Consider the following 22,052-nt stretch of genomic DNA (forward strand, 5'->3'; position numbering starts at 1 on the left):
GTTTCGGCGTGAGTTTGCTTCGCGCAGGAGGCGATGAGGCTGCGCATCACGCCCTTTATCGCGCCTGTGACGACGCTGCGCGTCTCTCCTGCGACGACGCTGCGCGTTGCTCACCAACAGGTAGGCCGCGACGCTGCGACGACGCTGCGCGTCGCGCAATGGATCACTGGCATAAATCCCAGCGATCAGAAAAATTGATTGGCGCAACCCCTTGTGCCACCCCTACACTCGACTGGTCCAGCCAAGCACAAAAAGCTGGCCATCGAGGAAACCCTTCCATGCCACAGCGCAACGACACGGCCATATGGTCCGGCCTGTTCCGGATTTCGGCTGAATCCGGCCAGACCCTGCAGGCGCAGATCCGCCAGGCGATCGTCGCCGCCATTCTGGACCGGCAGATCGCCGCTTCCATGCCGCTTCCGTCCTGCCGCATCCTGGCCGAGAAACTGGGCGTCGCCCGCGGCACCGTGGTGCTCGCCTTCCAGCAACTGGTCGACCAGGGCTTTCTGGTGGCGCGCGAGCGGCGCGGCCATTTCGTCAATCCGGAAGTGCTCGCCACCCCCGCCAAGCCGCACCAGAAGGCCCCGACCAGCAGAACGAGATCGACTGGAAGGCGCGCCGGCAGATCGCCGCCAGCGACATGCCGCCGCCGGCCAAGCACGACAACTGGATCAAGTCGTCCTACCCCTTCGTCTACGGCCAGTTCGATCCGGCGCTGTTCCCGACGGCCGAATGGCGCGAATGCAACCGCATGGCGCTCGCCGTTCTGGAGATCCGCAACTGGGCATCCGACATGGTCGACCGCGACGATCCGCTCCTGATCGAGCAGATCCAGGCGCGCCTCCTGCCGCGGCGCGGCATCTTCGCCAATCCGGATGAGATCATCGTCACGCTCGGCGCCCAGAACGCGCTCTATATGCTCGCCTCGCTGCTGATGACCAAGGGGTCGAAGGTGGCGATGGAGGATCCCGGCTATCCGGATGCCCGCTCGATCTTCCGCCTTGCGGGCGCCGACATCCAGCCGGTCCCGGTCGACCAGTCCGGCATCGTGACCTGCTCGATCCCGCAGGATTCCGGCTTCGTCTTCGTCACGCCCAGCCACCATTGCCCGACCATGGTGCCGCTGTCGGCGGAACGGCGCCAAGACCTCCTGGCGCGGGCCAACCGCCACAACCAGATCATCATCGAGGATGGCTATGACAGCCAGTTACTGGACGAGGCGCCGCAGCAGGCGCTGAAGAGCCTCGACCGTTCCGGCCGCGTCATCTATGTCGGCTCGATGTCGAAGACGCTGGCTCCGGGCTTGCGGCTTGGCTACATAGTCGCCTCGGCCGGACTGATCGCCGAGCTCAGGGCGCTGCGCCGATTCATGCTCAGGCACCCGCCGGCCAACAACCAGCGGGCGGTGGCGCTGTTCCTGTCGCTCGGCCATCACGAGGCGCTGGTGCGGCGTCTGTCCAGCGCCTTCGACGAGCGGCGCAAGCGTCTGGTCCATGCGATTTCCGCTTTCCTGCCCGAGTGGCGCTCGACCGACTCGGCCGGCGGCACCTCGCTCTGGCTCGAGGGGCCGCGCGGCACCGACTCGCGGGGCCTCGCCGAGGCGGCCGCCTCGCGCAGCGTCATCATCGAGCCCGGCGACCGTTTCTTCGACCGCTCGGAAAAACCGTCGCGTTTCATGCGCTTGGGCATTTCCTCGATCGCGCTGCAGCACATCGAGCCCGGCATACGGGAGCTCGCGACGGCCGCCGGCCGCAGACCCGCCGCGGCCTGATCGGACCTGCCGAATTCAACAGAGAGCCGGCCCAAGCCGGCTCTTTCACTTTGACACGACCCTCGATCGTTTTAGCATCCTGGCATATTCGACGGGACTGGCTGGCTCATAGGCTGCACCAATGCCGGCGGCATAGTCGAGCCACAAAGGGGACGAAGCAGGGCCGATGGTGGACCAACCGCCGCGTCCCGCCTCGCAGCTAAAGGTGGAGTGCTTCCATGTCAGTGGCTCTTGAGAAGCAGGATGCGCCTTCGGACCAGCGTTCGCGGCGATCCGGCGGGCGCGAAGCGCGCCGAGCGATGCGGGCGGCACCGCTTGCCGACGACATCAGACCGGTGCGGCCGGGCCTCGAAGGCGGCAGCTATGGACCGCTCAGCGAAAGCGACCGCGAGCGCATTCACGAGGCGGTGCTGACGCTGCTGGAGACGGTCGGCTTCGCCAACGCTATACCCTCCTGCATCGAGGCGCTGACGAGGGTTGGCGCGACCTATGGCGACGACGGCCGCGTCCGCCTGCCGCGGGCACTCGTCCTCGACACGATCAAGAACGCGGCCCGGCATTTCACGCTTCACGGCCAGGACCCCAAGCACGACATGGTGATCCAGGACAAACGCGTTCACTACGGCACGGCGGGCGCGGCCGTGCATCTGGTAGACGTCGAGAAGCGCGAATACCGCGAGTCCCAATTGCAGGACATCTACGACGCCGCGCGCCTGGTCGACGGCCTCGACAACATTCATTTCTTCCAGCGCACCATGGTGCCGCGCGACATTCCCGATCCGCTCGAGATGGATTTCAACACGCTCTACGCCTGCGTGATGGGGACCGCCAAGCATGTCGGCACCTCGTTCACGGTGCGCGAGAACGTCAAGCCGGCGCTGGAGATGCTTTATGCGATCGCCGGCGGCGAGGAAAATTTCCGTGCGCGCCCCTTCGTGTCGAACTCGAACTGCTTCGTCGTGCCGCCGATGAAGTTCGCCGAGGACGCCTGCGGCGTGCTCGAGGCCTGCGTCGAAGGCGGCATTCCAATCCTGCTTCTGTCGGCCGGCCAGGCCGGCGCAACGGCGCCGGCGGCGATTGCCGGAGCGGTGGTGCAGGCAGTCGCGGAAGTGCTGATGGGCCTGGTCTACGTCAACGCCATCAAGCCCGGCCATCCGGCGATCTTCGGCACCTGGCCGTTCGTCTCCGACCTTCGGACCGGCGCCATGTCCGGCGGCTCGGCCGAGCAGGCGGTGCTGACCGCCGCCTGCGCGCAGATGGCGCAATTCTACGACCTGCCGGGCGGCTCGGCGGCCGGCATGACGGATTCGAAACTGCCCGACATCCAGTCCGGCTACGAGAAGGGCATCACCAATGTGATGGCCGGCCTCTCCGGCCTCAACCTGGTCTATGAGTCGGCCGGCATGCATGCCTCGCTGCTCGGCTTCTGCCTGGAAAGCCTGATCATCGACAACGACATGCTCGGCCACTGCCTGCGCTGCGTGCGCGGCATCGAGGTGACCGACGAGGCACTGTCGATCGACACCATCGCCGATGTCTGCCTGAAGGGCCCCGGCCACTATCTCGGCAACGAGCAGACGCTGAAGCTGATGCAGACCGAATATTTCTATCCGGCCATCGGCGACCGCTTCTCGCCCAAGGAATGGAACGAGAAGGGCCGGCCCGACATTCTGCAGAGGGCGATCGCCGAGAAGAAACGCGTGCTTGCCGAGCGCTTCCCGCGCCACGTGCCGAAAACGGTCGACGACAAATTGCGCGCCCGCTTCGGCGAGATGATCAAGCTGCCGCGCGGCGGCATGGGCGGCTAGGCTGGGTTGAGCAGCCTACTCCGCGCTTAGGCCGAAGCGCTCGACCACCTCGGCGCTGATCAGCTTGGCATGCAGCGCCATCAGCACGATCTGCGCATCGAGGCTGTCGCCGGTCTCGAGCGCTTCCTCGATGCGGCGCTCCGCGTCCAGCCTGCGCTCGCGGCCGTTGGCCTGTTCGAACGTCTCGGGACTGGCAACGCAATAGCCGAACAGTTGCGCGAGCGACGCGTAGGCCTGCGCCGGCGGCTCGTCTGGCCAGTGATCCTTCATCAGATTGACGATGGTGAGCTTGACCCCCTCCGGCACAAGGGCGGGATGGAGGTCGGCGCCGCGCAAGGCGGCATCGAGCATCCTCAGATCGCCCGAGCGGCCGAACATGCCGAGGAAGCCTAGGGAAGAGCGCCGTTTCGTCATGGATGGTCCTGTCCGTTTGCCAGCATATGGCATCTCGCGCGCCGTTTTGCACAAGAGGACGTATTGCCCAGAGGAGCCAGGCGCCTATCTGGCGGGGCAATGGCCACAATCTGATCTGGTTTCGCGGTGGCCACAGAGGACCAGAACAAATTCTGCGAGGAGCGCCATGAAGAAGATCTATCACGGCAGTTGCCATTGCGGCGCGGTGCACTTCGAGGCCGATCTCGACCTCGCCGAGGGCATCCGCAAATGCAATTGCAGCTTCTGCTGGAAACTGGGCTACCGCAAATCCTTCACCGCCTACCAGGCGCTCAGGGTGACGGAAGGCGGTGACCGGATGCGGGACTACAAGGCAAGCCCGTCCAACTGGCCGGAAGGCGATATCAACCACTATATGTGCCCGAACTGCGGCGCGAATGTCTTCTCGCGCGGCTATCTCGATTTCATGGGCGGGAATTTCTGGGCTGTGAACGTCGCCTGCCTGGACGACGTCAGCGAGGAGGAACTCGCTTCCGCACCGATCATCTACGAGGACGGTAAACGCAACAGGCAGGACCAGGCGCCGGAGATCACCAGTTACCTGTAAGCGCAGCCGGACAGCAGCCCTAGGTCAGCAAAAACGGCGGCTTGATCCACGATCAAGCCGCCGTTCGCGCGAGCGAGGTTGCCGGCGCTCAGTGGTTGTCGCGGGGCACACCCCTGGTGTGCGCGACATCCTGGTACTTCACTGCCGGCTTCAGCACCATGCCGGCGTCAAACTGGTCGACGATGCCGCGCTGGATCTCCTGCCACGGCGTCTGGTGCTGGGGATAGTGGAAGCCGCCATTGCCCTGCAGTGCTGCGCGCCGCCTGGCGATCTCCTCGTCGCTGACAAGGATGTTGGCCGACCCCTTCTTCAGGTCGATGCGGACGCGGTCGCCGCTCTTGAGCAGCGCCAAGCCGCCGCCTATCGCCGCCTCCGGCGAAGCGTTGAGGATCGAGGGCGAGCCCGACGTGCCCGACTGGCGGCCGTCGCCGATGCAGGCCAGCGAATGGATGCCCTTCTTGATGAGGTAGGCCGGCGGCTGCATGTTGACCACCTCGGCGCCGCCCGGATAGCCGACCGGCCCGGCGCCGCGCATGAACAGGATGGTGTGCTCGTCGATGCCTTGCGCCGGATCGTCGATGCGGGCGTGGTAGTCTTCCGGCCCGTCGAAGACCATGGCGTTGCCTTCGAACGCCTCGGGATCGTGCGGATTGGACAGGTAGCGCTGGCGGAATTCCGGCGAGATGCCGCTGGTCTTCATGATCGCCGAATCGAACAGATTGCCCTTGAGGTTGATGAAGCCGGCATTGGCCTTCAGCGGCTTGTCGACGCTGTGGATGACTTCCAGGTTTTCGTTGGCGGCATCGCGGCAATTGTCGCCGATCGACTTGCCGTTGGCGGTGACCGCGTCGGGATGCGGCAAAAGCCCGCCCTTCAGCAGTTCAGCGACGACCGCCGGAACGCCGCCGGCGTGATGATAGTCCTCGCCGAGGTATTCGCCCGTCGGCTGCAGATTGACGATGAGCGGCACATTGAGGCCGACCTTCTGCCAGTCGTCATTGTCGAGCGGCACGCCGAGATGGCGGGCGATGGCGTTGAGGTGGATCGGCGCGTTGGTCGAGCCGCCGATGGCCGAGTTGACGACGATGGCGTTCTCGAACGCCTGGCGCGTCATGATGTCGGACGGTTTCAGGTCCTCATGCACCATGTCGACGATGCGCTTGCCGGTCTCATAGGCGATCTGGCCGCGCTCGCGATAGGGCGCGGGGATGGCGGCCGAGCCCGGCAGCTGCATGCCAAGCGCCTCGGCCAGCGAGTTCATGGTGGTGGCGGTGCCCATGGTGTTGCAGTAGCCGGTCGACGGCGCCGAGGAGGCGACGATGTCCATGAACTCGTCATAGTTGATCTCGCCGGCCGACAGCCGCTGGCGCGACTCCCAGACGATGGTGCCGGAGCCGGTGCGCTTGCCCTTGTGCCAGCCATTCAGCATCGGGCCGACCGACAGCGCGATCGCCGGGATGTTGACGGTGGCGGCGGCCATCAGCAGCGCCGGCGTTGTCTTGTCGCAGCCGATGGTCAGCACGACGCCGTCAAGCGGATAGCCGTAGAGCACCTCGACAAGGCCGAGATAGGCAAGGTTGCGGTCGAGCGCGGCGGTCGGGCGCTTGCCGGTCTCCTGGATCGGATGGCATGGGAACTCGAAGGGGATGCCGCCCATCGAGACGATGCCCTCGCGCACGCGCTTGGCAAGCTCGAGATGATGCCGGTTGCAGGGTGACAGATCCGAGCCGGTCTGGGCGATGCCGATCAGCGGCTTGCCCGACATGAGTTCGGCGCGCGTCAGCCCGTAGTTCAGGTAGCGCTCGAGATAGAGGGCGGTCATGCCCGGATTGTCGGGATTGTCGAACCACTCCTGCGAGCGAAATTTTTTCTTCTTGGTGGGGGCGCCGGCCATCGTGGTCTCCGTATTTGTATGACAAATCGATATGACAATGCGCGGATGCAGGCAAGGGGCACGCGCCATCCGAACCCGCACTTTGGTGCGATAGACATAAGTCTGCCCCTGCGCTAGGGCTTCCGGGCAGTCTTTCCGGGAGGTTCTTGATGGCTTTGGTGATCGAAGGCGAGGAACGGATTGCCGCACCCCTGCAAAAAGTATGGGAAGCGCTGAACGACCCGGACATTCTGAGGGGCAGCATCCCCGGCTGCCAAAGCCTGGAAAAGAAATCCGACACCGAAATGGCGGCAACCGTCGTGCTGAAGATCGGGCCGATCAAGGCGACATTCAACGGCGAGGTCGTGCTCAAGAACCTCAAGCCTCCGCATTCCTACACCATCCAGGGCGAAGGCAAGGGCGGCATTGCCGGCTTCGCCAAGGGCGGCGCCGACGTGACGCTGACCGCCGACAGCGCCGACACGACGGTGCTCAAATACGCGGCCAAGGCCGATGTCGGCGGCAAGATCGCCCAGCTCGGCAGCCGCCTGATCGAATCGACGTCGAAGAAGCTCGCCGGGCAGTTCTTCTCGACGTTCGGCGAGAAGGTCGGCGGCTGACCCTCGCGCCGAGGGATCACTCGAACACGATCGAGGGCACCGCGGCTTCCGCCGCGCCACGCTCCTCGTTGACCCTGTCCCAGACCTTTGCCGCAATGTCGCGGTAGATCTTCGCCTCGGCGCCTTCCGGCTTCGAGACCACCACCGGCGCGCCGGCATCCGAGCTTTCGCGAATGCCCATTTCCAGCGGCACCTCGCCGAGGAAGGTGACGCTCAGCCGCTCGGCCTCGCGCCGCGCCCCGCCATGGCCGAAGATGTCGTAGCGCTTGCCGGTGTCGGGGGCGAGGAAGTAGCTCATGTTCTCGACGATGCCGAGCAGCGGCACGTTGACCTTCCTGAACATGTTGAGACCCTTGCGGGCGTCGATCAAAGCGAGGTCCTGCGGCGTCGAGACGATGACGGCGCCGGCGAGCGGCACCTGCTGCGCCATGGTGAGCTGGGCGTCGCCGGTACCGGGCGGCATGTCGACGACCAGCACGTCAAGCGGGCCCCATTCGACCTCGCGCAGCATCTGCGTCAGCGCCGACATCACCATCGGGCCGCGCCAGATCATGGGCGTCTCCTCATCGACGAGGAAGCCCATCGACATCACCTTCAGGCCGTAATTCTGCATCGGCTTCAGGATCTTGCCGTCGACGGTCTGCGGCCGGCCATGGATGTTGAGCAGCCTCGGCATGGACGGCCCATAAATATCGGCATCGAGAACGCCGACCTTCAGGCCGTTGGCGGCAAGCCCAAGCGCCAGGTTGACCGCGGTCGTCGACTTGCCGACGCCGCCCTTGCCGGAGGCCACCGCGATGATCGCCTCGATGCCGGGCACGCCGCGCTTGCCGTGGCTGTGCGATGCCGGCACCTGCGGCACGGGGCGCTGCGGCGCGGCAGCCGGCGCCGGCCTCGGCGCGGGGCGCGGCGGCACCGGCGCTTCCATGCCGCCGCCCTTCCTCTCCGCCGTCAGCGCCACGACGGCGCCGGCGACGCCCGGAATGCCCTTGACCACGCGCTCGGCGGCGGCGCGCAGCGGCTCCATCTCCTGGGCGCGGGCGGCGGGCACGGTGATCGAGAAGAACACCTTCGAATCGGCAATAAAAATCTCCGAGACCAGGCCGAGGTCGACGATGTTGCCGGTGAAATCCGGCCCGTTGACCGTTTTCAGGCGCTCGATGACGGTTTCCTTGGTGACGGCCATGGTGTTTCCTCGGGGTTTTGGCGATGCAGATAGTGCAGTTTCCGGCAAGAACCAAGCCGTGGAGCAAAGGCTTGCGCGCGTGCCACGGAAAACGACCGATGGAGTCGGGTTTGCCCGACGCTGTTTTTGACCGATCCTCACTGCTTGCCCATGGCCGATCGATCAACGGGCCCTATCTCGGATGCCATGAGCGGCGACACAACAAATCCGGGAAGGAGACTGTCATGCTCGCAAACAGCAATGCCGCGGCCAATCTGGCGGTGAAAGATTTGACGAGAGCCAAGACCTTCTATGAGGGAACGCTTGGTCTCAAGCAGGTGGACGACATGGCTGGCGAACTGGTCGTCTACAAAAGCGGCGACACGGTCATCAACGTCTATCATTCGGAATTCGCCGGAACCAACAAGGCAACGGCTGTGACCTGGAGCGTTGGCGATGAGATCGATCCCGTCGTCAAGTCGCTGAAATCGAAGGGCGTCGCCTTCGAGCACTATGAGATGCCCGGCCTGTCGCTGGAGGGCGACATCCATGTCGGCGACGGCATGAAGGTCGCCTGGTTCAAGGATCCGGACGGCAACATCTTGTGCCTCGCGGGCGAGTAAGGGTCCGAGGCGCGATCCAGTTCGTGGTGCCGCGGCAGCGTCGTCTGGCGCAACCGCTTTGCTACGGATAGCCTGCGCCGATGATCGACAAGCTGGAATTCTTCATCGCGCTCGCCAGGGAGGAGCATTTCGGCCGGGCGGCGGAAGTGTGCGGCGTCACCCAGCCGACGCTCTCGGCGGGGATCAAGCAGCTTGAGGAGCAGCTCGGCGTCATGCTGGTGCTGCGCGGCTCGCGCTTCCAGGGCCTGACCCCGGAAGGCAGGCAGGTGCTGGTTTGGGCGCGCCGCATCGTCGGCGACAGCCGCACCATGCGCGAGGAGATGCGGGCGGCCCGCCACGGCCTGTCCGGCCGCATCCGCATAGCGGCGGTTCCGACGGCGCTGGCCATGGTGGCGCGGCTGACGACGCCATTTCGCGAAAAGCATCCCGGCGTCACCTTCTCGATCTTGTCGCGCACCTCGATCGAGGTGCTGACGCTGCTCGGCAATTTCGACGTCGATGCCGGCATCACCTATCTCGACAACGAGCCGCTCGGACGCGTGGTGAGCGTGCCGCTCTATGACGAGCGCTATCAGCTGATCACCGCGGTCGGAAATCCCTTTTCCGACCGCGACAAAGTGACGTGGGCGGAGATCAGCCAGTTGCCGCTTTGCCTGCTGACGCCCGACATGCAGAACCGCCGCATCATCGACCAGCATCTGGCCGAGGCCGGGGTGCAGGTGCGGCCGACGCTGGAATCGAATTCGATGATCGTGCTGTTTTCGCACATCCGGACCGGCAAATGGTCGTCGATCATGCCGCTCAACCTCGCGGAAACATTCGGCTTTTCCGAGCCGATCCGGGCCATTCCGATCGTCGAGCCGGACGCCAGCCACACAGTCGGCCTGGTGGCGGCACCTGGCGAGCCGCACACGCCTTTGGTGCAGGCGCTGCTGGACGAGGCGATGACGCTGGCGGACGATTTCCGCGCCCATCGCTAGGATAGACAGTGCAGGTCGAGCGCGCTTGATAGAAATTTTCTATCGAGCAACGGGACAGCTTTATTGATTTCGGAGGTTTCCTCTGATTTCGTAAGGACTTAGCGATATTGCGCCGAGTGCGTGTCGTTGTCCCAAAACCGCTCTATATCTTGGGCGACACACATCCGGTCGCCACGACCAGGGAGGGCGCTGCATGCCAATGCAGCCTGCAAGTACCGACATCGCGTCGCGCACCGCGGCGATCATCGAGGAATTGAAGGACCTCGAAGGTCCGCTGCTGCCGATCCTGCACGAGATCCAGGAAGAATTCGGCCATGTGCCGCAGGCAGCGCTGCCGGTCATCGCCGACGGGCTGAACCTGTCCAGGGCCGAAGTGCACGGCGTCGTCACCTTCTACCATGATTTCCGCGCCCGCCCTGCCGGCCGGCATGTGCTCAAGCTCTGTCAGGCGGAAGCCTGCCAGTCGATGGGGTCGGATGCGGTCGCCGCCAAGGTCAAGCAGTTGCTCGGCATCGGTTTCCACGAGACCACCCGCGACGGATCGGTTACACTGGAGCCGGTCTATTGCCTCGGGCTTTGCGCCTGTTCGCCGTCGGCGATGCTGGACGGCCAGGTGATCGGGCGGCTCGATGACGAGAAGATCGAAGAGATCGTCGCGGAGGTACGCTCATGATCCCGCGCATCTATATCCCCGGAGATTCCGGCGCGCTGGCGCTCGGCGCCGAAAAGGTCGCCAAGGCGATCGAGAAGGAATTGGCCGAGCGCGGCGTCGAGGCCAAGATCGTGCGCAACGGCTCGCGCGGCGCCTATTTCCTGGAGCCGATGGTCGAGGTTGCGACGGCCGAGGGCCGCGTCGCCTACGGGCCGGTCAAGCCTTCCGACGTCAAGAGCCTGTTCGATAGCGGCTTCCTCAAGGGCGCGCCCCACAAGCGCTGGCTGGGCGCGCCGGACAAGATCCCCTTCCTCGCCAAGCAGACGCGGCTGACCTTCGCGCGCTGCGGCGTCATCGATCCGCTCTCGCTCGACAATTACAAGGCGCATGGCGGGCTGAAGGGCCTGCACAACGCCGTCGCCATGGCGCCCGCGGACATCGTCAAGCAGGTCACCGAATCCGGGCTGCGCGGCCGCGGCGGCGCCGGCTTCCCGACCGGCATCAAGTGGAAGACGGTGCTCGATACCGCTTCGGACCGCAAATACATCGTCTGCAACGCCGACGAGGGCGACAGCGCCACCTTCGCCGACCGCATGATCATGGAGGGCGATCCCTTCGTGCTGATCGAGGGCATGGCGATCGCCGGCATCGCCACCGGCGCGACCAGGGGCTTCGTCTACATCCGCTCGGAATATCCGCATGCGGTGGCGACGATGAACAAGGCTGTCGAGATTGCCCGCAAGCACGGCATGCTCGGCGTCAATGTGCTGGGCTCGCCCAACGCCTTCGACATGGAAATCCGCGTCGGCGCCGGCGCCTATGTCTGCGGCGAGGAGACCTCGCTTCTGAACAGCCTGGAAGGCAAGCGCGGCGTGGTGCGCGCCAAGCCGCCGCTGCCGGCAATCCAGGGCCTGTTCGGCAAGCCGACAGTGATCAACAACGTGATCAGCCTAGCCTCGGTGCCGATCATCATGGACAAGGGTGCCGCCTTCTACAAGGATTTCGGCATGGGCCGCTCGCGCGGCACGATCCCGATCCAGATTGCCGGCAACGTCAAGCATGGCGGCCTGTTCGAGACGGCCTTCGGCCTGACGCTGGGCGAGATCGTCGACGAGATCGGCGGCGGCACGGCTTCCGGGCGTCCGGTGAAGGCGGTGCAGGTCGGCGGTCCGCTCGGCGCCTATTTCCCGCGCGCGCTGTTCGACACGCCGTTCGACTATGAGGCCTTCGCCGCCAAGGACGGGCTGATCGGCCATGCCGGCCTCACCGTGTTCGACGACACCGCCGACATGCTGAAGCAGGCGCGATTCGCCATGGAGTTCTGCGCCATCGAGAGCTGCGGCAAGTGCACGCCCTGCCGCATCGGATCGACGCGCGGAGTGGAGGTTCTCGACAAGGTCGCCTCCGGCATCGAGGCGGAGAAGAACCTCGCACTGGTCACCGACCTCTGCAACACGATGAAGTTCGGATCGCTGTGCGCGCTGGGCGGCTTCACGCCCTACCCGGTGATGAGCTCGATCACGCATTTCCCCGAGGATTTCAAGCCGGCGCCTACGCGCGTGGCGGCTGAATAGGAGCTGGCAGATGAACATCAAGGCCGACTTCCCATCGCTCATCGAAGAGATCGACTACGGGACCCCGGAATCGAAGGCTGAGAAGCGGATCACGCTGACCGTCGACGGCCGCAGCATCAGCGTGCCGGAAGGCACCTCGATCATGCGCGCGGCGATGGAAGGCGGGGTCGAGATCCCAAAACTCTGCGCCACCGACATGCTGGACACTTTTGGCTCTTGCCGCGTCTGCCTGGTCGAGATCGAAGGGCGCGGCGGCACCCCAGCCTCCTGCACGACGCCGGTCGGCGAAGGCATGGTGGTGCGCACGCAATCCGAGCGGCTCGACGCCATCCGCCGCGGTGTCATGGAGCTCTACGTCTCCGACCATCCGACCGGCTGGAACGAGCAGGCCGGCACCGGTGCCAGCGAATTCGACGCGGTGGCGAAGTCGGTCGGCCTGACCGAGAACCGCTACGGCATCGAGGGCCGCAATCACGTCAAGCAGGAAGACGGCGTCGCGCCCGGGCATGGCTCGCTGGCCGTCGACTACATCGCCCGCGACGAGTCCAATCCGTATTTCACCTATGATCCGGCACAGTGCATCGTCTGCTCACGCTGCGTGCGTGCCTGCGAGGAAGTGCAAGGCACCTTCGCGCTGACCATCGAGGGCCGCGGCTTTGAATCACGCATGGTCGCCGGCATGCATGAGGATTTCATCACCTCCGAATGCGTCTCCTGCGGCGCCTGCGTGCAGGCCTGTCCGACCGACGCGCTGCGCGAGAAAACGGTGCTCGAGAAGGGAATGCCGGAGCGCTCGGCCGTCACCACTTGCGCCTATTGCGGCGTCGGTTGCTCGTTCAAGGCCGAGGTGAAGGGCGACGAGGTGATCCGCATGCTGCCCTACAAGGATGGCAAGGCGAACCACGGACACTCCTGCGTGAAGGGCCGTTTCGCCTATGGCTACGCCACCCACAAGGACCGCATCCTGTCGCCGATGATCCGCGAAAAGATCTCGGATCCCTGGCGCGAGGTGAGCTGGGAAGAGGCGATCGCCCATACGGCCAAGGAATTCCGCCGTATCCAGTACCAGTACGGACGCACAGCGATCGGCGGCATCACTTCCTCGCGCTGCACCAACGAAGAGACCTACCTCGTCCAAAAACTGGTGCGCCAGGGCTTCCGCAACAACAATGTCGACACCTGCGCCCGCGTCTGCCATTCGCCGACCGGCTACGGGCTCGGCCAGACCTACGGCACCTCGGCCGGCACGCAGGATTTCGACTCGGTCGAATTCACCGACGTCGCCGTCATCATCGGGGCCAATCCGGTTTCCGCCCATCCGGTGTTCGCCTCGCGGCTGAAGAAGCGGCTGCGCCAGGGCGCCAAGCTGATCGTGCTCGATCCGCGCCGCACCGAGATGGTCAAGTCGGCGCATATCGAAGCGGACTATCACCTGCCGCTGAAGCCCGGCACCAACGTTGCCGTGCTGACGGCGCTGGCGCATGTGATCGTCACCGAGGGCCTGTTCGACGAAGCCTTCATCCGCGAGCGCTGCGACTGGGCGGAGTTCCAGGACTGGGCGTCCTTCGTCGCCCTGCCCGAAAACAGCCCCGAGACTGTCGGCAAACTGTCCGGCGTCGACCCTGAGCTGATCCGGGGTGCTGCGCGCCTCTATGCCAAGGGCGGCAACGGCGCGATCTACTACGGCCTCGGCGTCACCGAACACAGCCAGGGATCGACCACAGTGATGGCGATCGCCAACCTCGCCATGGCCACCGGCAATATCGGCCGGCCGGGCGTCGGCGTGAACCCGCTGCGCGGCCAGAACAACGTGCAGGGCTCCTGCGACATGGGTTCTTTCCCGCACGAGCTGCCCGGCTATCGCCACATCTCCGGCGAAGCGGTGCGCGACATCTACGAGAGCCTGTGGGGCGTGAAGCTGGACGACGAGCCGGGTCTGCGCATCCCCAACATGCTGGACGCCGCCGTCGACGGCTCCTTCAAGGGCATCTACATCCAGGGCGAGGACATCCTGCAGTCCGATCCCGACACCAAGCATGTCGCAGCCGGGCTCGCCGCGATGGAATGCGTCGTCGTGCACGATCTCTTCCTCAACGAGACGGCGAACTACGCGCATGTCTTCCTGCCGGGCTCGACCTTCCTCGAGAAGGACGGCACCTTCACCAACGCCGAGCGCCGCATCAACATGGTGCGCAAGGTTCTGGAGCCGAAGGCGCGCTATGCCGACTGGGAAGCGACGCAGGAGCTCGCCCGCGCGATCGGGCTCGACTGGAACTACCAGCATCCTTCCGAGATCATGGACGAGATCGCCAAGACGACGCCGAGCTTCGCCAACGTCTCCTTTGAGTTGCTCGACCGTGTCGGCTCGGTGCAGTGGCCCTGCAACGACAAGGCGCCGCTCGGCACGCCGATCATGCATGTCGACGGCTTCGTGCGCGGCAAGGGCAAGTTCATCCGCACCGAATATGTGGCGACGGACGAACGGACCGGGCCGCGCTACCCGCTGCTGCTCACCACCGGCCGGATTCTCTCGCAGTACAATGTCGGCGCGCAGACCAGGCGCACCGACAACGTGATGTGGCATGCCGAGGACCGGCTGGAGATCCATCCGCACGACGCAGAGAACCGCGGCATTCGCGAAGGCGACTGGGTGCGGCTGACGAGCCGTTCCGGCGAAACCACGCTGCGCGCGCTGATCACCGACCGCGTCTCGCCGGGCGTCGTCTACACGACCTTCCACCATCCGGACACCCAGGCCAACGTGATCACGACCGACTTCTCGGACTGGGCGACCAACTGTCCGGAATACAAGGTCACCGCCGTGCAGGTGGCGCCGTCCAATGGGCCGACTGACTGGCAGAAGGACTATAACGAGCAGGCCCGCCAGAGCCGGCGCGTCCTTCCGCTGGAAGCGGCGGAGTAGTCTTCGCCGGAGCTTTTATCGGCCCCGTCATTCCAGCCCTCTCCATTAAGAAGAGGATTTCGATCACTACTACGGGAGGAGTTTTTGGTGACCAGCAAAGAAGCTCACAACAAACTCCTCGAACTGTGCAGCCGGCAAAGCAACGAACTCAACGACTACCTTATTGAAATTCAAAGCCAAGTAACAAGTGCCGAATTTTCGAGCCTCCGCCTTATGGTTGGATTAATATTAGGCAATGGCTTTATGCCGGCGTTTGAAGAAATTGGGCAGAAGTTCCCGGAGTTGAAGTCTGGTTGGATGAGATAGTGACAAGCCGACCCGCTATAACCCAAATCTCTCGTCTCGCGCGTCGCGCCGGCGGCACTGCGGCTGCGAACCGGATGGTGCCGGAGGAGACACCGGTGGCATTCTCCTATGCCGGCACCACGCATGCGGTGATGATGGCGAGCCCCGCCGATTTCGAGGATTTCGCGCTCGGCTTCTCGCTGACCGAGGGCATCGTTGCCGACCCGGCAGAGATCGAGGCGATCGAGGTCGAGGATCTCGGCGCCGGCATCGACATCCAGATCCGGCTGAAGGACAAGGCCAACACGCGCTTCCAGGCGCGGCGTCGCAGGCTTGCCGGACCGGTCGGCTGCGGCTTGTGCGGCATCGAATCGATCGAGGAAGCGATGCGCTCGGTCGACGCGGTCGGTTCGTCGAAGCTTACGCTTGAGGCCGAGGACATCACCCGCTCGGTCAAGCGCCTGTCGAAGGTGCAGCCGTTGCATACCGAGACCGGCGCGGTGCACGCCGCCGGCTTCTACGTGCCGGGCAAGGGCATCGTCATGGCGCGCGAGGATGTCGGCCGTCACAACGCACTGGACAAGCTGGCCGGCGCGCTGGCCAGGGCCGGCATCGACGGTTCGACGGGCGCCGTCGTCGTGACCTCGCGGGTCTCGGTGGAGATGGTGCAGAAGACGGCGGCAATCGGTGCGGCCATCATCATCGCCGTTTCGGCGCCGACGGCACTTGCCATCCGCACGGCCGAGGCCGCCGGCATGACGTTGGTGGCGCTGGTGCGCGGCGAAGATTTCGATATTTTCACCCACCCAGACCGGGTGGTTTCCGGAGTTGCCAAGCATGTCGCATGACGAAGATCACATCACCAGCACCAGGGAAAAGCTGGTGCGCATGGCCAACCAGATCGCAACCTTCTTCGATTCCAAGCCGCGCGAGGAAGGCATCACCGGCGTCGCCGAGCACATCAACAAGTTCTGGGAACCGAGGATGCGGCGGCAGCTGTTCGAGATGCTCGACAACGGCACCGAGACGTTCAACGAGCTAGTGGTGGCCGCCTCGGCAAAGATCAAGCGGCCCAAGACGTCCGAACAGGCCGACACGAGCATCGGTTACACCGGGCCTGCGCAAGGCGAGAACGGTGCCTTGCACAAGTAACGCGGCCGTCGCTCCCGTTCACCATAGGCCTTATATTTTAGCTCTCTAAAGTTTGTCTGCCGCGGACGGCATAGCTCTGCTATGGTCGACGACAAGAAATCGTCTGGCCGGCGGGGTGTTGCGTGAGGCCGATCGAGACCCGGTACGCCCGTAGCGGCGATGTGCGGATCGCCTATCAGGTGGTCGGCCAGGGCTCGTTCGATCTCGTCTTCGTGCCGGGCTTCATCTCCAACCTCGACCTGCAGTGGGAGGATGAGGGCTACAGCCGTCTGCTGAAAAGACTTTCGGCCTTCTCGCGGCTGATCCTGTTCGACAAGCGCGGCACCGGCCTCTCCGACCGCGTCGACAGCCGCCACCTGCCCAGCCTGGAAACCCGCATGGACGACGTGCGCGCGGTGATGGATGCCGCCGGCAGCGGCCGCGCGGCGATCCTCGGCGCCTCGGAAGGAGCGCCGATGGCGATGCTGTTCGCGGCCACCTATCCTGAGCGGACACGGTCGCTGGTGCTTTATGGCGGCTATGCGAATTTCCACAGATGGGTGATGCCGCCAGAGCGTCTCGAGGCCTTCATCGCGACGACGGAAACGGCGTGGGGGACCGGCGCCACGCTGCCCAATTTCGCGCCGGGCCGGGTCGACGACCCGCATTTTTCGCAATGGTGGGCGCGGTTCGAGCGGCTGTCGGCGAGCCCGACGGCGGCCGCAGCGCTGGCGCGCATGAATGCCGGCGTCGACGTGCGCGGCATCCTCAGCACGATCAGCGCGCCGACGCTCCTGATCCATCGCCGCAACGATGTGCGGGTCGACCCCGACGCGAGTCGCTTCCTTGCCCGCAAGATCCCCGGCGCTCGGCTGGTTGAGATCGCCGGGCGCGACCATCCGGTGTGGACCGGCGACGTCGACCGCGTGGCCGACCTGATCGAGGAGTTTCTGACCGGGGAACCGGCGGTGGCCGACACCGAGCGCGTGCTCGCCGCACTGCTGGTGACGCGCATCTACGACACAGCCAAGCTCGGCGACCGCATGTGGAGCGAGCGCAGCCAGCGCTTCCAGGAAACCTGGCGGCTGCTGGTCGGCCGCCATGGCGGGCGCACCGCCGGCACGCATGGCGAGTTGATGGTCTCGCGCTTCGACGGGCCGGCGCGCGCCGTGCGCTGCGCGGCGGCGCTGCGCGAGGCGGCGCAGCAGATCGGCGTGGCGAGCGCGCAAGGGGCGCATGTCGGCGAGATCGAGCTGCGCGGCCAGCCGGTCGGGCTGACGGCGCGCGTGACCATGCAGCTCGCCAGCCATGCCGGGCGCGGCGACATCCTTGCCTCGCGGCTGGTTGCCGATCTCACCGTGGGCTCGGGCCTGCATTTCACTGAGGCCGGCCGCATCAGCCTCGACGAGCTGGACGAGCCGCTGCCGGTGGTGCAGGCGACCTCGGAACAGCATCTGGAACCGGCCTGCCGGCCGAAGGCCAGGCCAGCGGAGCCGGCGACGCTGACGGCGCGGGAAAGCGAGGTGGTGAACCTGATCGCCGACGGCAAAAGCAACGCCGCGATCGCCGCAGAGCTCAGCCTCAGCGAACACACGGTCAAGCGTCACGTCGCCAACATCCTGCTCAAGCTCGACCTGCCGTCGCGGGCGGCGGCGGCGGCGTTTTCGGCCAGGCACACTGGCCCGGACGGGCCATGAGAGCCATGGCGCTTTTGGGCGAAGCGGCTCGGCGCGGCAGAGCGCTAGGATTTTCTCCATGCAGGACAGGCGGATTTCGCCGCGAAGCACCTGCCAATGGAAGATGAGATGGAGAAGTCGAACCGGACATTCAAATCGCTGGTGATCGCGGCAGGCATCGGCGCGGTCTTCACTCTTGCTCCCGCCAAAGCCGAAGACGCCTCGGCCACCGCTGCCTACAAGGACATCCAGGCGACGCTCGGTTCAGTGCCCGACATGTTCAAGACGCTGCCCGATGTGGCGGTTGCCGGCGCCTGGGCCGAGATCAAGGGCGTGCAGCTCAATCCCAACACCGCGCTCGACGGCAAGACCAAGGAACTGATGGGCCTTGCGGTGGCCTCGCAGATTCCGTGCCAGTACTTGATCTACTTCCACACCGAGGCGGCCAAGCTCAACGGCGCGACCGACGAGGAGATCAAGGAGGCGATCGCGATGGCGGCCATCGTGCGCCACTGGTCGACGATCCTCAACGGCAGCCAGGTCGATCTCGCCTCCTTCAAGAAGCAGACCGACGACCTGTTCGCCGCCGTCAAGGCGAAGTCGCAATGAGGAAATGCGCCTGCCCGGCGCTGGTGCCGGGCAGCGCTCCGATCAATCGAACGTCCCGCCTGACGGCGGGCCATGGAGGAGAAAATGCTGACCAAAACTCAACTGGTGGACGGCGCTGCGATCAAGAAGGCAATCGAAGGCCGCGACGGCAAGCTGCTGGCGAGCTTCTACACCGACGACGCGCTGGTGCGGGTGATCGACCGCAACAATCCGCCGAGCAAGCCGCGCGAAATCCGCGGCCGCGCGGCGATCACCACCTTCTGGGACGACATCTGCAGCCGGGCGATGACCCATAAGGTCGACACCACCATCGCCGATGGCGCCAACCTCGCCTTCACCCAGGCCTGCGCCTATCCGGACGGCACCAAGGTGTTCTGCGCGGCGATGCTGGAGCTGAAGAACGGCCGGATCGCGAGGCAGACCGTCGTGCAGGCCTGGGACGAGTAGGTGAACTGCGGATAATTCAACAGCGGAGCCTGTCCATCCCGATCGAAGCGGGAGGGGCTCCATTCCAGTGTCGGAGCATGATCCTTTCCGAACCCGATCATGCTCGGGCCGCAACCTCGGAGGAGAACGACGATGTTCAGCGCCAGATGGCAGATCGACGCCAAGTTCGGTCACAAGCAGACCGTGCTCGACATGATGCGGCAATGGGAGCGCGAGGTCGGATCGCAGGTCGGCATCGCCGATTTGAAGTTCCAGATCATGACCGGATCGATCGGTGCGCATGAATCGCGGATCGAGTCGCACCACGAGGTCGAAAGCCTGGCCCAGCTGGAGGCATTCTTCGCCAAGCTCGGCAAGATCGAGGCGCATGCCAAATGGGGCAAGGCGATGGAGCCCTTTGTCGTATCGGGCACCAATGTCTGGCAGATCTTCCGGATCGTCGAGTAGCCGCGCTGGCCCCCAATTAGATGCCTGTCGCCCAGAGCCGCTCACGGTTTTTGGGCGACAGGCGTCGGTTAGCTCTTGCGGCCGAAACTCGTGCGCTGACCCGAAAGACGTGCTTCCCGCGCCAGCCCTGCGGCCGCCTGGCGGCCTGCCGGGCCCTGATTGTTCAAGGTAGCCTGTTTGGCCAATGCCGCAGCGATCATGGCGTCCGCCTGGCGCGCGCGCTCGGAGGCGTTGTCTCCCGGCAAGCCTGCGGCCGCCACATTCGCGGACGACGGACGCGGGCGCCTGAACGCGAGGAACAAGAGCAGGGCGCCGAGCGCCGCCGCACCAACGGCCAGCATGACACGCGTGCCGGTCATGCCGGCCCGTTCGACCTGGGTCGCCTTCGCCGGATTCTGAACAACCACGAGCTTGTCGCCTACCTGCGGCTCACGCCCCCCGCTCTTGTTCAAGTCCATGGTCGCCTCGACGGCGTCCGCGCCGGCGCCGACGCGCAAGGTGCCGGTGAATTTCTGTTTCACCGTCCATTCCTTGTCGGCATGGACCGACTTGAATGCTTCAACCAATTCGCATGGGATCGAGGCCCTGCTGACCGTCTTGTAGACGATCCTGTGCTGGGTCGATTCCATCAGGCATTCGACCGTGACCGCCGTGATCTCGGCCGGCACTTGCGGCCAGCCGCTCTTGGCGATGATGTCCCTGGCACAGAAGAAGGCAACCAGCAGGCAGAAGCCGCCGATCATTGTCAGCTTGATCTTCGAGACGGTCATGCGCGAACCCCCCGCTGTGCGGTTTCCCGCTGGCAAAGCTGCTCGCACAGGTTGAATATTCAGTAAATCTGCCGTCTGTCGCCATGTGGCGACAGTGCAACAGGATTAACAGACAGCAACCGGTGAGGTGAATACTTTAAGGATGGCGGAAAGCCCCTCCATCCTTACTTCCGAACGCTTCTGAGGTTAGGCGCTAGCCATACGCCACCATCACATGGCGGACGGCGGTGTAGTCCTCCAACGCGTAGAGCGACATGTCCTTGCCGTAGCCGGACTGCTTCAGCCCACCATGCGGCATCTCGTTGGTCAGCATGAAGTGGGTGTTGATCCAGGTGCAGCCATATTGCAGGCGGGCGGCGGTCGCCATGGCGCGCGAGACATCCTTGGTCCACACCGACGAGGCAAGGCCGTAGTCGCTGTCATTGGCCCAGTTTACCGCTTCGTCGACTTCCGAGAAGCGGGTGATCGAGACGACCGGGCCGAACACCTCGCGGCGCACGATCTCGTCCTCCTGCAGCGCGCCGGCGACGACCGTCGGCTGGTAGTAGAAACCCGAGCCCTCGCCCGGCTTGCCGCCTGTGGTGATCTCGATGTGCTTCAGCTCCGAGGCGCGCTCGACGAAGCTCGACACGCGGTCGCGCTGGCGGCGCGAAATCAGCGGGCCGATCTCGTTTTCGGTATCGTCCGGGCGGTTGTACCTGATGGTCGAGACGGCTGAGGAGAGATCGGCGACCAGTCTTTCGTAGACCTTCTTGCCGGCGTAGATGCGGCAGGCGGCTGTGCAGTCCTGGCCGGCATTATAATAGCCGAAGGCGCGCAGGCCGTTGACGACCGCGCCGAGATCGGCGTCGTCGAAGACGATGACAGGCGCCTTGCCGCCGAGTTCCAGATGCGTGCGCTTGACCGACTTGGCGGCCGCCTGCAGCACCTTCTTGCCGGTGGCGACGTCGCCGGTGATCGAGATCATGTTGACCTTGGCATGGTTGATCAGTGTGTTGCCGACACTTTCGCCGCGGCCGAGCACGACGTTGACCACGCCTTCCGGCAGGATCTCGGCGAGAATCCTGGCCAGCTTCAGCGCCGTCAGCGGCGTCTGCTCGGACGGCTTGAAGACGACGGTGTTGCCGCCGCCGATCGCCGGCGCCAGCTTCCAGGCCATCATCATTAGCGGGTAGTTCCATGGCGCGATGGAGGCGACGACGCCGATCGGGTCGCGCCTGACCATCGAGGTGTGACCGGGCAGGTATTCGCCGGCGACCTGGCCGGGCATGGAGCGGACGGCACCGGCAAAGAAGCGGTAGCAGTCGACGATCGCCGGGATCTCGTCATTGAGCACGGCGTTGATCGGCTTGCCGCAGTTCAGCGCCTCCAGTGCTGCAAATTCCTTCGCCTCGGCCTCAATGCGGTCGGCAATCCTCAAGAGGTAGCCGGAGCGCTGCGCCGGCGTGGTGCGCGACCAACTGACGAACGCCTGCTCGGCGGCACTGACAGCCGCCTCGATCTGCGCCGGGCTGGCTTCTGGCAGGTTGAGAATGGTCGCCCCGTTCTTCGGATTGAGGATCGGCTCCTCGGTCTCGGCGCCCTTCTCGAAGGTCGAGCCGATCAGCATCTGGGTGTCCATAAGATTTCTCCTTGATCAGGAGCGAGTAGCGAATAGCGAGTAGCGAATAGGGTTGGCGGTCGACTTTTCCCTTATTC

The 22,052-nt window shown here is 64.9% G+C and carries 21 protein-coding genes and 1 pseudogene; 17 read left to right on the plus strand and 5 right to left on the minus strand.

The window, feature by feature from the left end:
• Positions 1-33: 33 nt before the first annotated feature.
• The 3 genes and pseudogenes from EJ073_RS31605 (at position 34) to EJ073_RS16885 (ending at position 3,579) form a co-directional block, all read left to right on the plus strand.
• On the plus strand, positions 34-198 hold the full coding sequence (locus tag EJ073_RS31605) for a hypothetical protein (RefSeq protein WP_189347468.1): 165 nt from the start codon (positions 34-36) through the stop codon (positions 196-198).
• Between the two features lie 80 nt (positions 199-278).
• Positions 279-1,771, plus strand: a pseudogene (locus EJ073_RS16880) (PLP-dependent aminotransferase family protein).
• A gap of 218 nt (positions 1,772-1,989) precedes the next feature.
• Entirely contained in the window at positions 1,990-3,579 is a 1,590-nt protein-coding gene (locus EJ073_RS16885; RefSeq protein ID WP_126056748.1) for a trimethylamine methyltransferase family protein, read from the plus strand.
• A 15-nt stretch (positions 3,580-3,594) separates the two neighbouring features.
• On the opposite strand, the gene EJ073_RS16890 is transcribed toward EJ073_RS16885, so the two are convergent.
• On the minus strand, positions 3,595-3,993 hold the full coding sequence (locus tag EJ073_RS16890) for a hypothetical protein (protein WP_126056749.1): 399 nt from the start codon (positions 3,991-3,993) through the stop codon (positions 3,595-3,597).
• A 166-nt stretch (positions 3,994-4,159) separates the two neighbouring features.
• On the opposite strand from EJ073_RS16890, the gene EJ073_RS16895 reads away from it, so the two are divergent.
• Positions 4,160-4,579: a GFA family protein gene (locus EJ073_RS16895; RefSeq protein ID WP_126056750.1), complete on the plus strand. Its 420-nt coding sequence runs from the start codon at positions 4,160-4,162 to the stop codon at positions 4,577-4,579.
• An 88-nt stretch (positions 4,580-4,667) separates the two neighbouring features.
• Here EJ073_RS16895 and EJ073_RS16900 read toward each other — a convergent pair whose 3' ends face one another.
• Entirely contained in the window at positions 4,668-6,473 is a 1,806-nt protein-coding gene (locus EJ073_RS16900) for an IlvD/Edd family dehydratase (RefSeq protein ID WP_126056751.1), read from the minus strand.
• Positions 6,474-6,622: 149 nt separating this feature from the next.
• Between EJ073_RS16900 and EJ073_RS16905 the strand changes: the two genes are divergently transcribed.
• On the plus strand, positions 6,623-7,072 hold the full coding sequence (locus EJ073_RS16905; RefSeq protein ID WP_126056752.1) for a carbon monoxide dehydrogenase subunit G: 450 nt from the start codon (positions 6,623-6,625) through the stop codon (positions 7,070-7,072).
• 16 nt (positions 7,073-7,088) lie between these two features.
• On the opposite strand, the gene EJ073_RS16910 is transcribed toward EJ073_RS16905, so the two are convergent.
• The gene (locus EJ073_RS16910) at positions 7,089-8,258 is read right to left on the minus strand and encodes an Mrp/NBP35 family ATP-binding protein (protein WP_126056753.1); all 1,170 of its coding nucleotides are present in this window, start codon (positions 8,256-8,258) and stop codon (positions 7,089-7,091) included.
• A 224-nt stretch (positions 8,259-8,482) separates the two neighbouring features.
• On the opposite strand from EJ073_RS16910, the gene EJ073_RS16915 reads away from it, so the two are divergent.
• The 12 genes from EJ073_RS16915 to EJ073_RS16970 all read left to right on the plus strand — a co-directional run bounded on the left by EJ073_RS16915 (position 8,483) and on the right by EJ073_RS16970 (position 19,584).
• Positions 8,483-8,860, plus strand: a complete 378-nt coding sequence (locus EJ073_RS16915) for a VOC family protein (RefSeq protein ID WP_126056754.1) — start codon at positions 8,483-8,485, stop codon at positions 8,858-8,860.
• 80 nt (positions 8,861-8,940) lie between these two features.
• Positions 8,941-9,840, plus strand: coding sequence for a LysR family transcriptional regulator (locus EJ073_RS16920; RefSeq protein ID WP_126056755.1), 900 nt, complete (start codon positions 8,941-8,943; stop codon positions 9,838-9,840).
• Positions 9,841-10,033: 193 nt separating this feature from the next.
• Positions 10,034-10,513, plus strand: coding sequence for a formate dehydrogenase subunit gamma (locus tag EJ073_RS16925; protein WP_126056756.1), 480 nt, complete (start codon positions 10,034-10,036; stop codon positions 10,511-10,513).
• Positions 10,510-12,066, plus strand: coding sequence for an NADH-quinone oxidoreductase subunit NuoF (locus EJ073_RS16930; RefSeq protein ID WP_126056757.1), 1,557 nt, complete (start codon positions 10,510-10,512; stop codon positions 12,064-12,066). Before EJ073_RS16925 ends, EJ073_RS16930 begins: the two co-directional genes overlap by 4 nt.
• A 10-nt stretch (positions 12,067-12,076) precedes the next feature.
• Positions 12,077-14,989: a formate dehydrogenase subunit alpha gene (gene fdhF, locus EJ073_RS16935; RefSeq protein ID WP_126056758.1), complete on the plus strand. Its 2,913-nt coding sequence runs from the start codon at positions 12,077-12,079 to the stop codon at positions 14,987-14,989.
• 87 nt (positions 14,990-15,076) lie between these two features.
• Entirely contained in the window at positions 15,077-15,295 is a 219-nt protein-coding gene (locus EJ073_RS16940) for a hypothetical protein (protein ID WP_126056759.1), read from the plus strand.
• Between the two features lie 74 nt (positions 15,296-15,369).
• A complete protein-coding gene (gene fdhD / locus EJ073_RS16945; protein ID WP_245455267.1) occupies positions 15,370-16,122 on the plus strand; it encodes a formate dehydrogenase accessory sulfurtransferase FdhD in 753 nt (250 codons plus the stop codon).
• On the plus strand, positions 16,112-16,426 hold the full coding sequence (locus tag EJ073_RS16950) for a formate dehydrogenase subunit delta (protein WP_126056760.1): 315 nt from the start codon (positions 16,112-16,114) through the stop codon (positions 16,424-16,426). Before fdhD ends, EJ073_RS16950 begins: the two co-directional genes overlap by 11 nt.
• Positions 16,427-16,548: 122 nt before the next feature.
• A complete protein-coding gene (locus EJ073_RS16955) occupies positions 16,549-18,102 on the plus strand; it encodes an alpha/beta fold hydrolase (protein ID WP_126056761.1) in 1,554 nt (517 codons plus the stop codon).
• A gap of 108 nt (positions 18,103-18,210) precedes the next feature.
• Complete coding sequence (locus tag EJ073_RS16960; RefSeq protein WP_126056762.1) at positions 18,211-18,690, plus strand: carboxymuconolactone decarboxylase family protein; 480 nt, start codon at positions 18,211-18,213, stop codon at positions 18,688-18,690.
• Positions 18,691-18,774: 84 nt separating this feature from the next.
• Positions 18,775-19,137, plus strand: coding sequence for a nuclear transport factor 2 family protein (locus EJ073_RS16965; RefSeq protein WP_126056763.1), 363 nt, complete (start codon positions 18,775-18,777; stop codon positions 19,135-19,137).
• Positions 19,138-19,269: 132 nt separating this feature from the next.
• Positions 19,270-19,584, plus strand: a complete 315-nt coding sequence (locus tag EJ073_RS16970; protein WP_126056764.1) for a hypothetical protein — start codon at positions 19,270-19,272, stop codon at positions 19,582-19,584.
• A 68-nt stretch (positions 19,585-19,652) separates the two neighbouring features.
• On the opposite strand, the gene EJ073_RS16975 is transcribed toward EJ073_RS16970, so the two are convergent.
• Together EJ073_RS16975 and EJ073_RS16980 are read right to left on the minus strand one after the other, a co-directional pair.
• Positions 19,653-20,354 carry a hypothetical protein gene (locus EJ073_RS16975; RefSeq protein WP_126056765.1) on the minus strand — a complete coding sequence of 234 codons (702 nt, stop codon included), beginning with the start codon at positions 20,352-20,354 and terminating at the stop codon, positions 19,653-19,655.
• A 193-nt stretch (positions 20,355-20,547) separates the two neighbouring features.
• Positions 20,548-21,975 carry a gamma-aminobutyraldehyde dehydrogenase gene (locus tag EJ073_RS16980; RefSeq protein ID WP_126056766.1) on the minus strand — a complete coding sequence of 476 codons (1,428 nt, stop codon included), beginning with the start codon at positions 21,973-21,975 and terminating at the stop codon, positions 20,548-20,550.
• Positions 21,976-22,052 lie beyond the last annotated feature (77 nt).

The organism is Mesorhizobium sp. M4B.F.Ca.ET.058.02.1.1 (assembly GCF_003952505.1).
Taxonomy (GTDB): Bacteria; Pseudomonadota; Alphaproteobacteria; order Rhizobiales; family Rhizobiaceae; genus Mesorhizobium.

Excerpts from the sequence above, each read along its gene's own strand:
- EJ073_RS16900 (WP_126056751.1), bottom strand. The coding sequence starts at position 6,473 with ATGGCCGGCGCCCCCACCAAGAAGAAAAAATTTCGCTCGCAGGAGTGG.
- EJ073_RS16950 (WP_126056760.1), top strand. The coding sequence starts at position 16,112 with ATGTCGCATGACGAAGATCACATCACCAGCACCAGGGAAAAGCTGGTG.
- EJ073_RS16965 (WP_126056763.1), top strand. The coding sequence starts at position 18,775 with ATGCTGACCAAAACTCAACTGGTGGACGGCGCTGCGATCAAGAAGGCA.
- EJ073_RS16920 (WP_126056755.1), top strand. The coding sequence starts at position 8,941 with ATGATCGACAAGCTGGAATTCTTCATCGCGCTCGCCAGGGAGGAGCAT.
- EJ073_RS16975 (WP_126056765.1), bottom strand. The coding sequence starts at position 20,354 with ATGACCGTCTCGAAGATCAAGCTGACAATGATCGGCGGCTTCTGCCTG.
- EJ073_RS16890 (WP_126056749.1), bottom strand. The coding sequence starts at position 3,993 with ATGACGAAACGGCGCTCTTCCCTAGGCTTCCTCGGCATGTTCGGCCGC.
- EJ073_RS16910 (WP_126056753.1), bottom strand. The coding sequence starts at position 8,258 with ATGGCCGTCACCAAGGAAACCGTCATCGAGCGCCTGAAAACGGTCAAC.
- fdhF (WP_126056758.1), top strand. The coding sequence starts at position 12,077 with ATGAACATCAAGGCCGACTTCCCATCGCTCATCGAAGAGATCGACTAC.
- EJ073_RS16885 (WP_126056748.1), top strand. The coding sequence starts at position 1,990 with ATGTCAGTGGCTCTTGAGAAGCAGGATGCGCCTTCGGACCAGCGTTCG.
- EJ073_RS16960 (WP_126056762.1), top strand. The coding sequence starts at position 18,211 with ATGGAGAAGTCGAACCGGACATTCAAATCGCTGGTGATCGCGGCAGGC.
- EJ073_RS16970 (WP_126056764.1), top strand. The coding sequence starts at position 19,270 with ATGTTCAGCGCCAGATGGCAGATCGACGCCAAGTTCGGTCACAAGCAG.
- EJ073_RS31605 (WP_189347468.1), top strand. The coding sequence starts at position 34 with ATGAGGCTGCGCATCACGCCCTTTATCGCGCCTGTGACGACGCTGCGC.
- EJ073_RS16915 (WP_126056754.1), top strand. The coding sequence starts at position 8,483 with ATGCTCGCAAACAGCAATGCCGCGGCCAATCTGGCGGTGAAAGATTTG.
- EJ073_RS16930 (WP_126056757.1), top strand. The coding sequence starts at position 10,510 with ATGATCCCGCGCATCTATATCCCCGGAGATTCCGGCGCGCTGGCGCTC.
- fdhD (WP_245455267.1), top strand. The coding sequence starts at position 15,370 with ATGGTGCCGGAGGAGACACCGGTGGCATTCTCCTATGCCGGCACCACG.
- EJ073_RS16980 (WP_126056766.1), bottom strand. The coding sequence starts at position 21,975 with ATGGACACCCAGATGCTGATCGGCTCGACCTTCGAGAAGGGCGCCGAG.
- EJ073_RS16925 (WP_126056756.1), top strand. The coding sequence starts at position 10,034 with ATGCCAATGCAGCCTGCAAGTACCGACATCGCGTCGCGCACCGCGGCG.
- EJ073_RS16905 (WP_126056752.1), top strand. The coding sequence starts at position 6,623 with ATGGCTTTGGTGATCGAAGGCGAGGAACGGATTGCCGCACCCCTGCAA.
- EJ073_RS16895 (WP_126056750.1), top strand. The coding sequence starts at position 4,160 with ATGAAGAAGATCTATCACGGCAGTTGCCATTGCGGCGCGGTGCACTTC.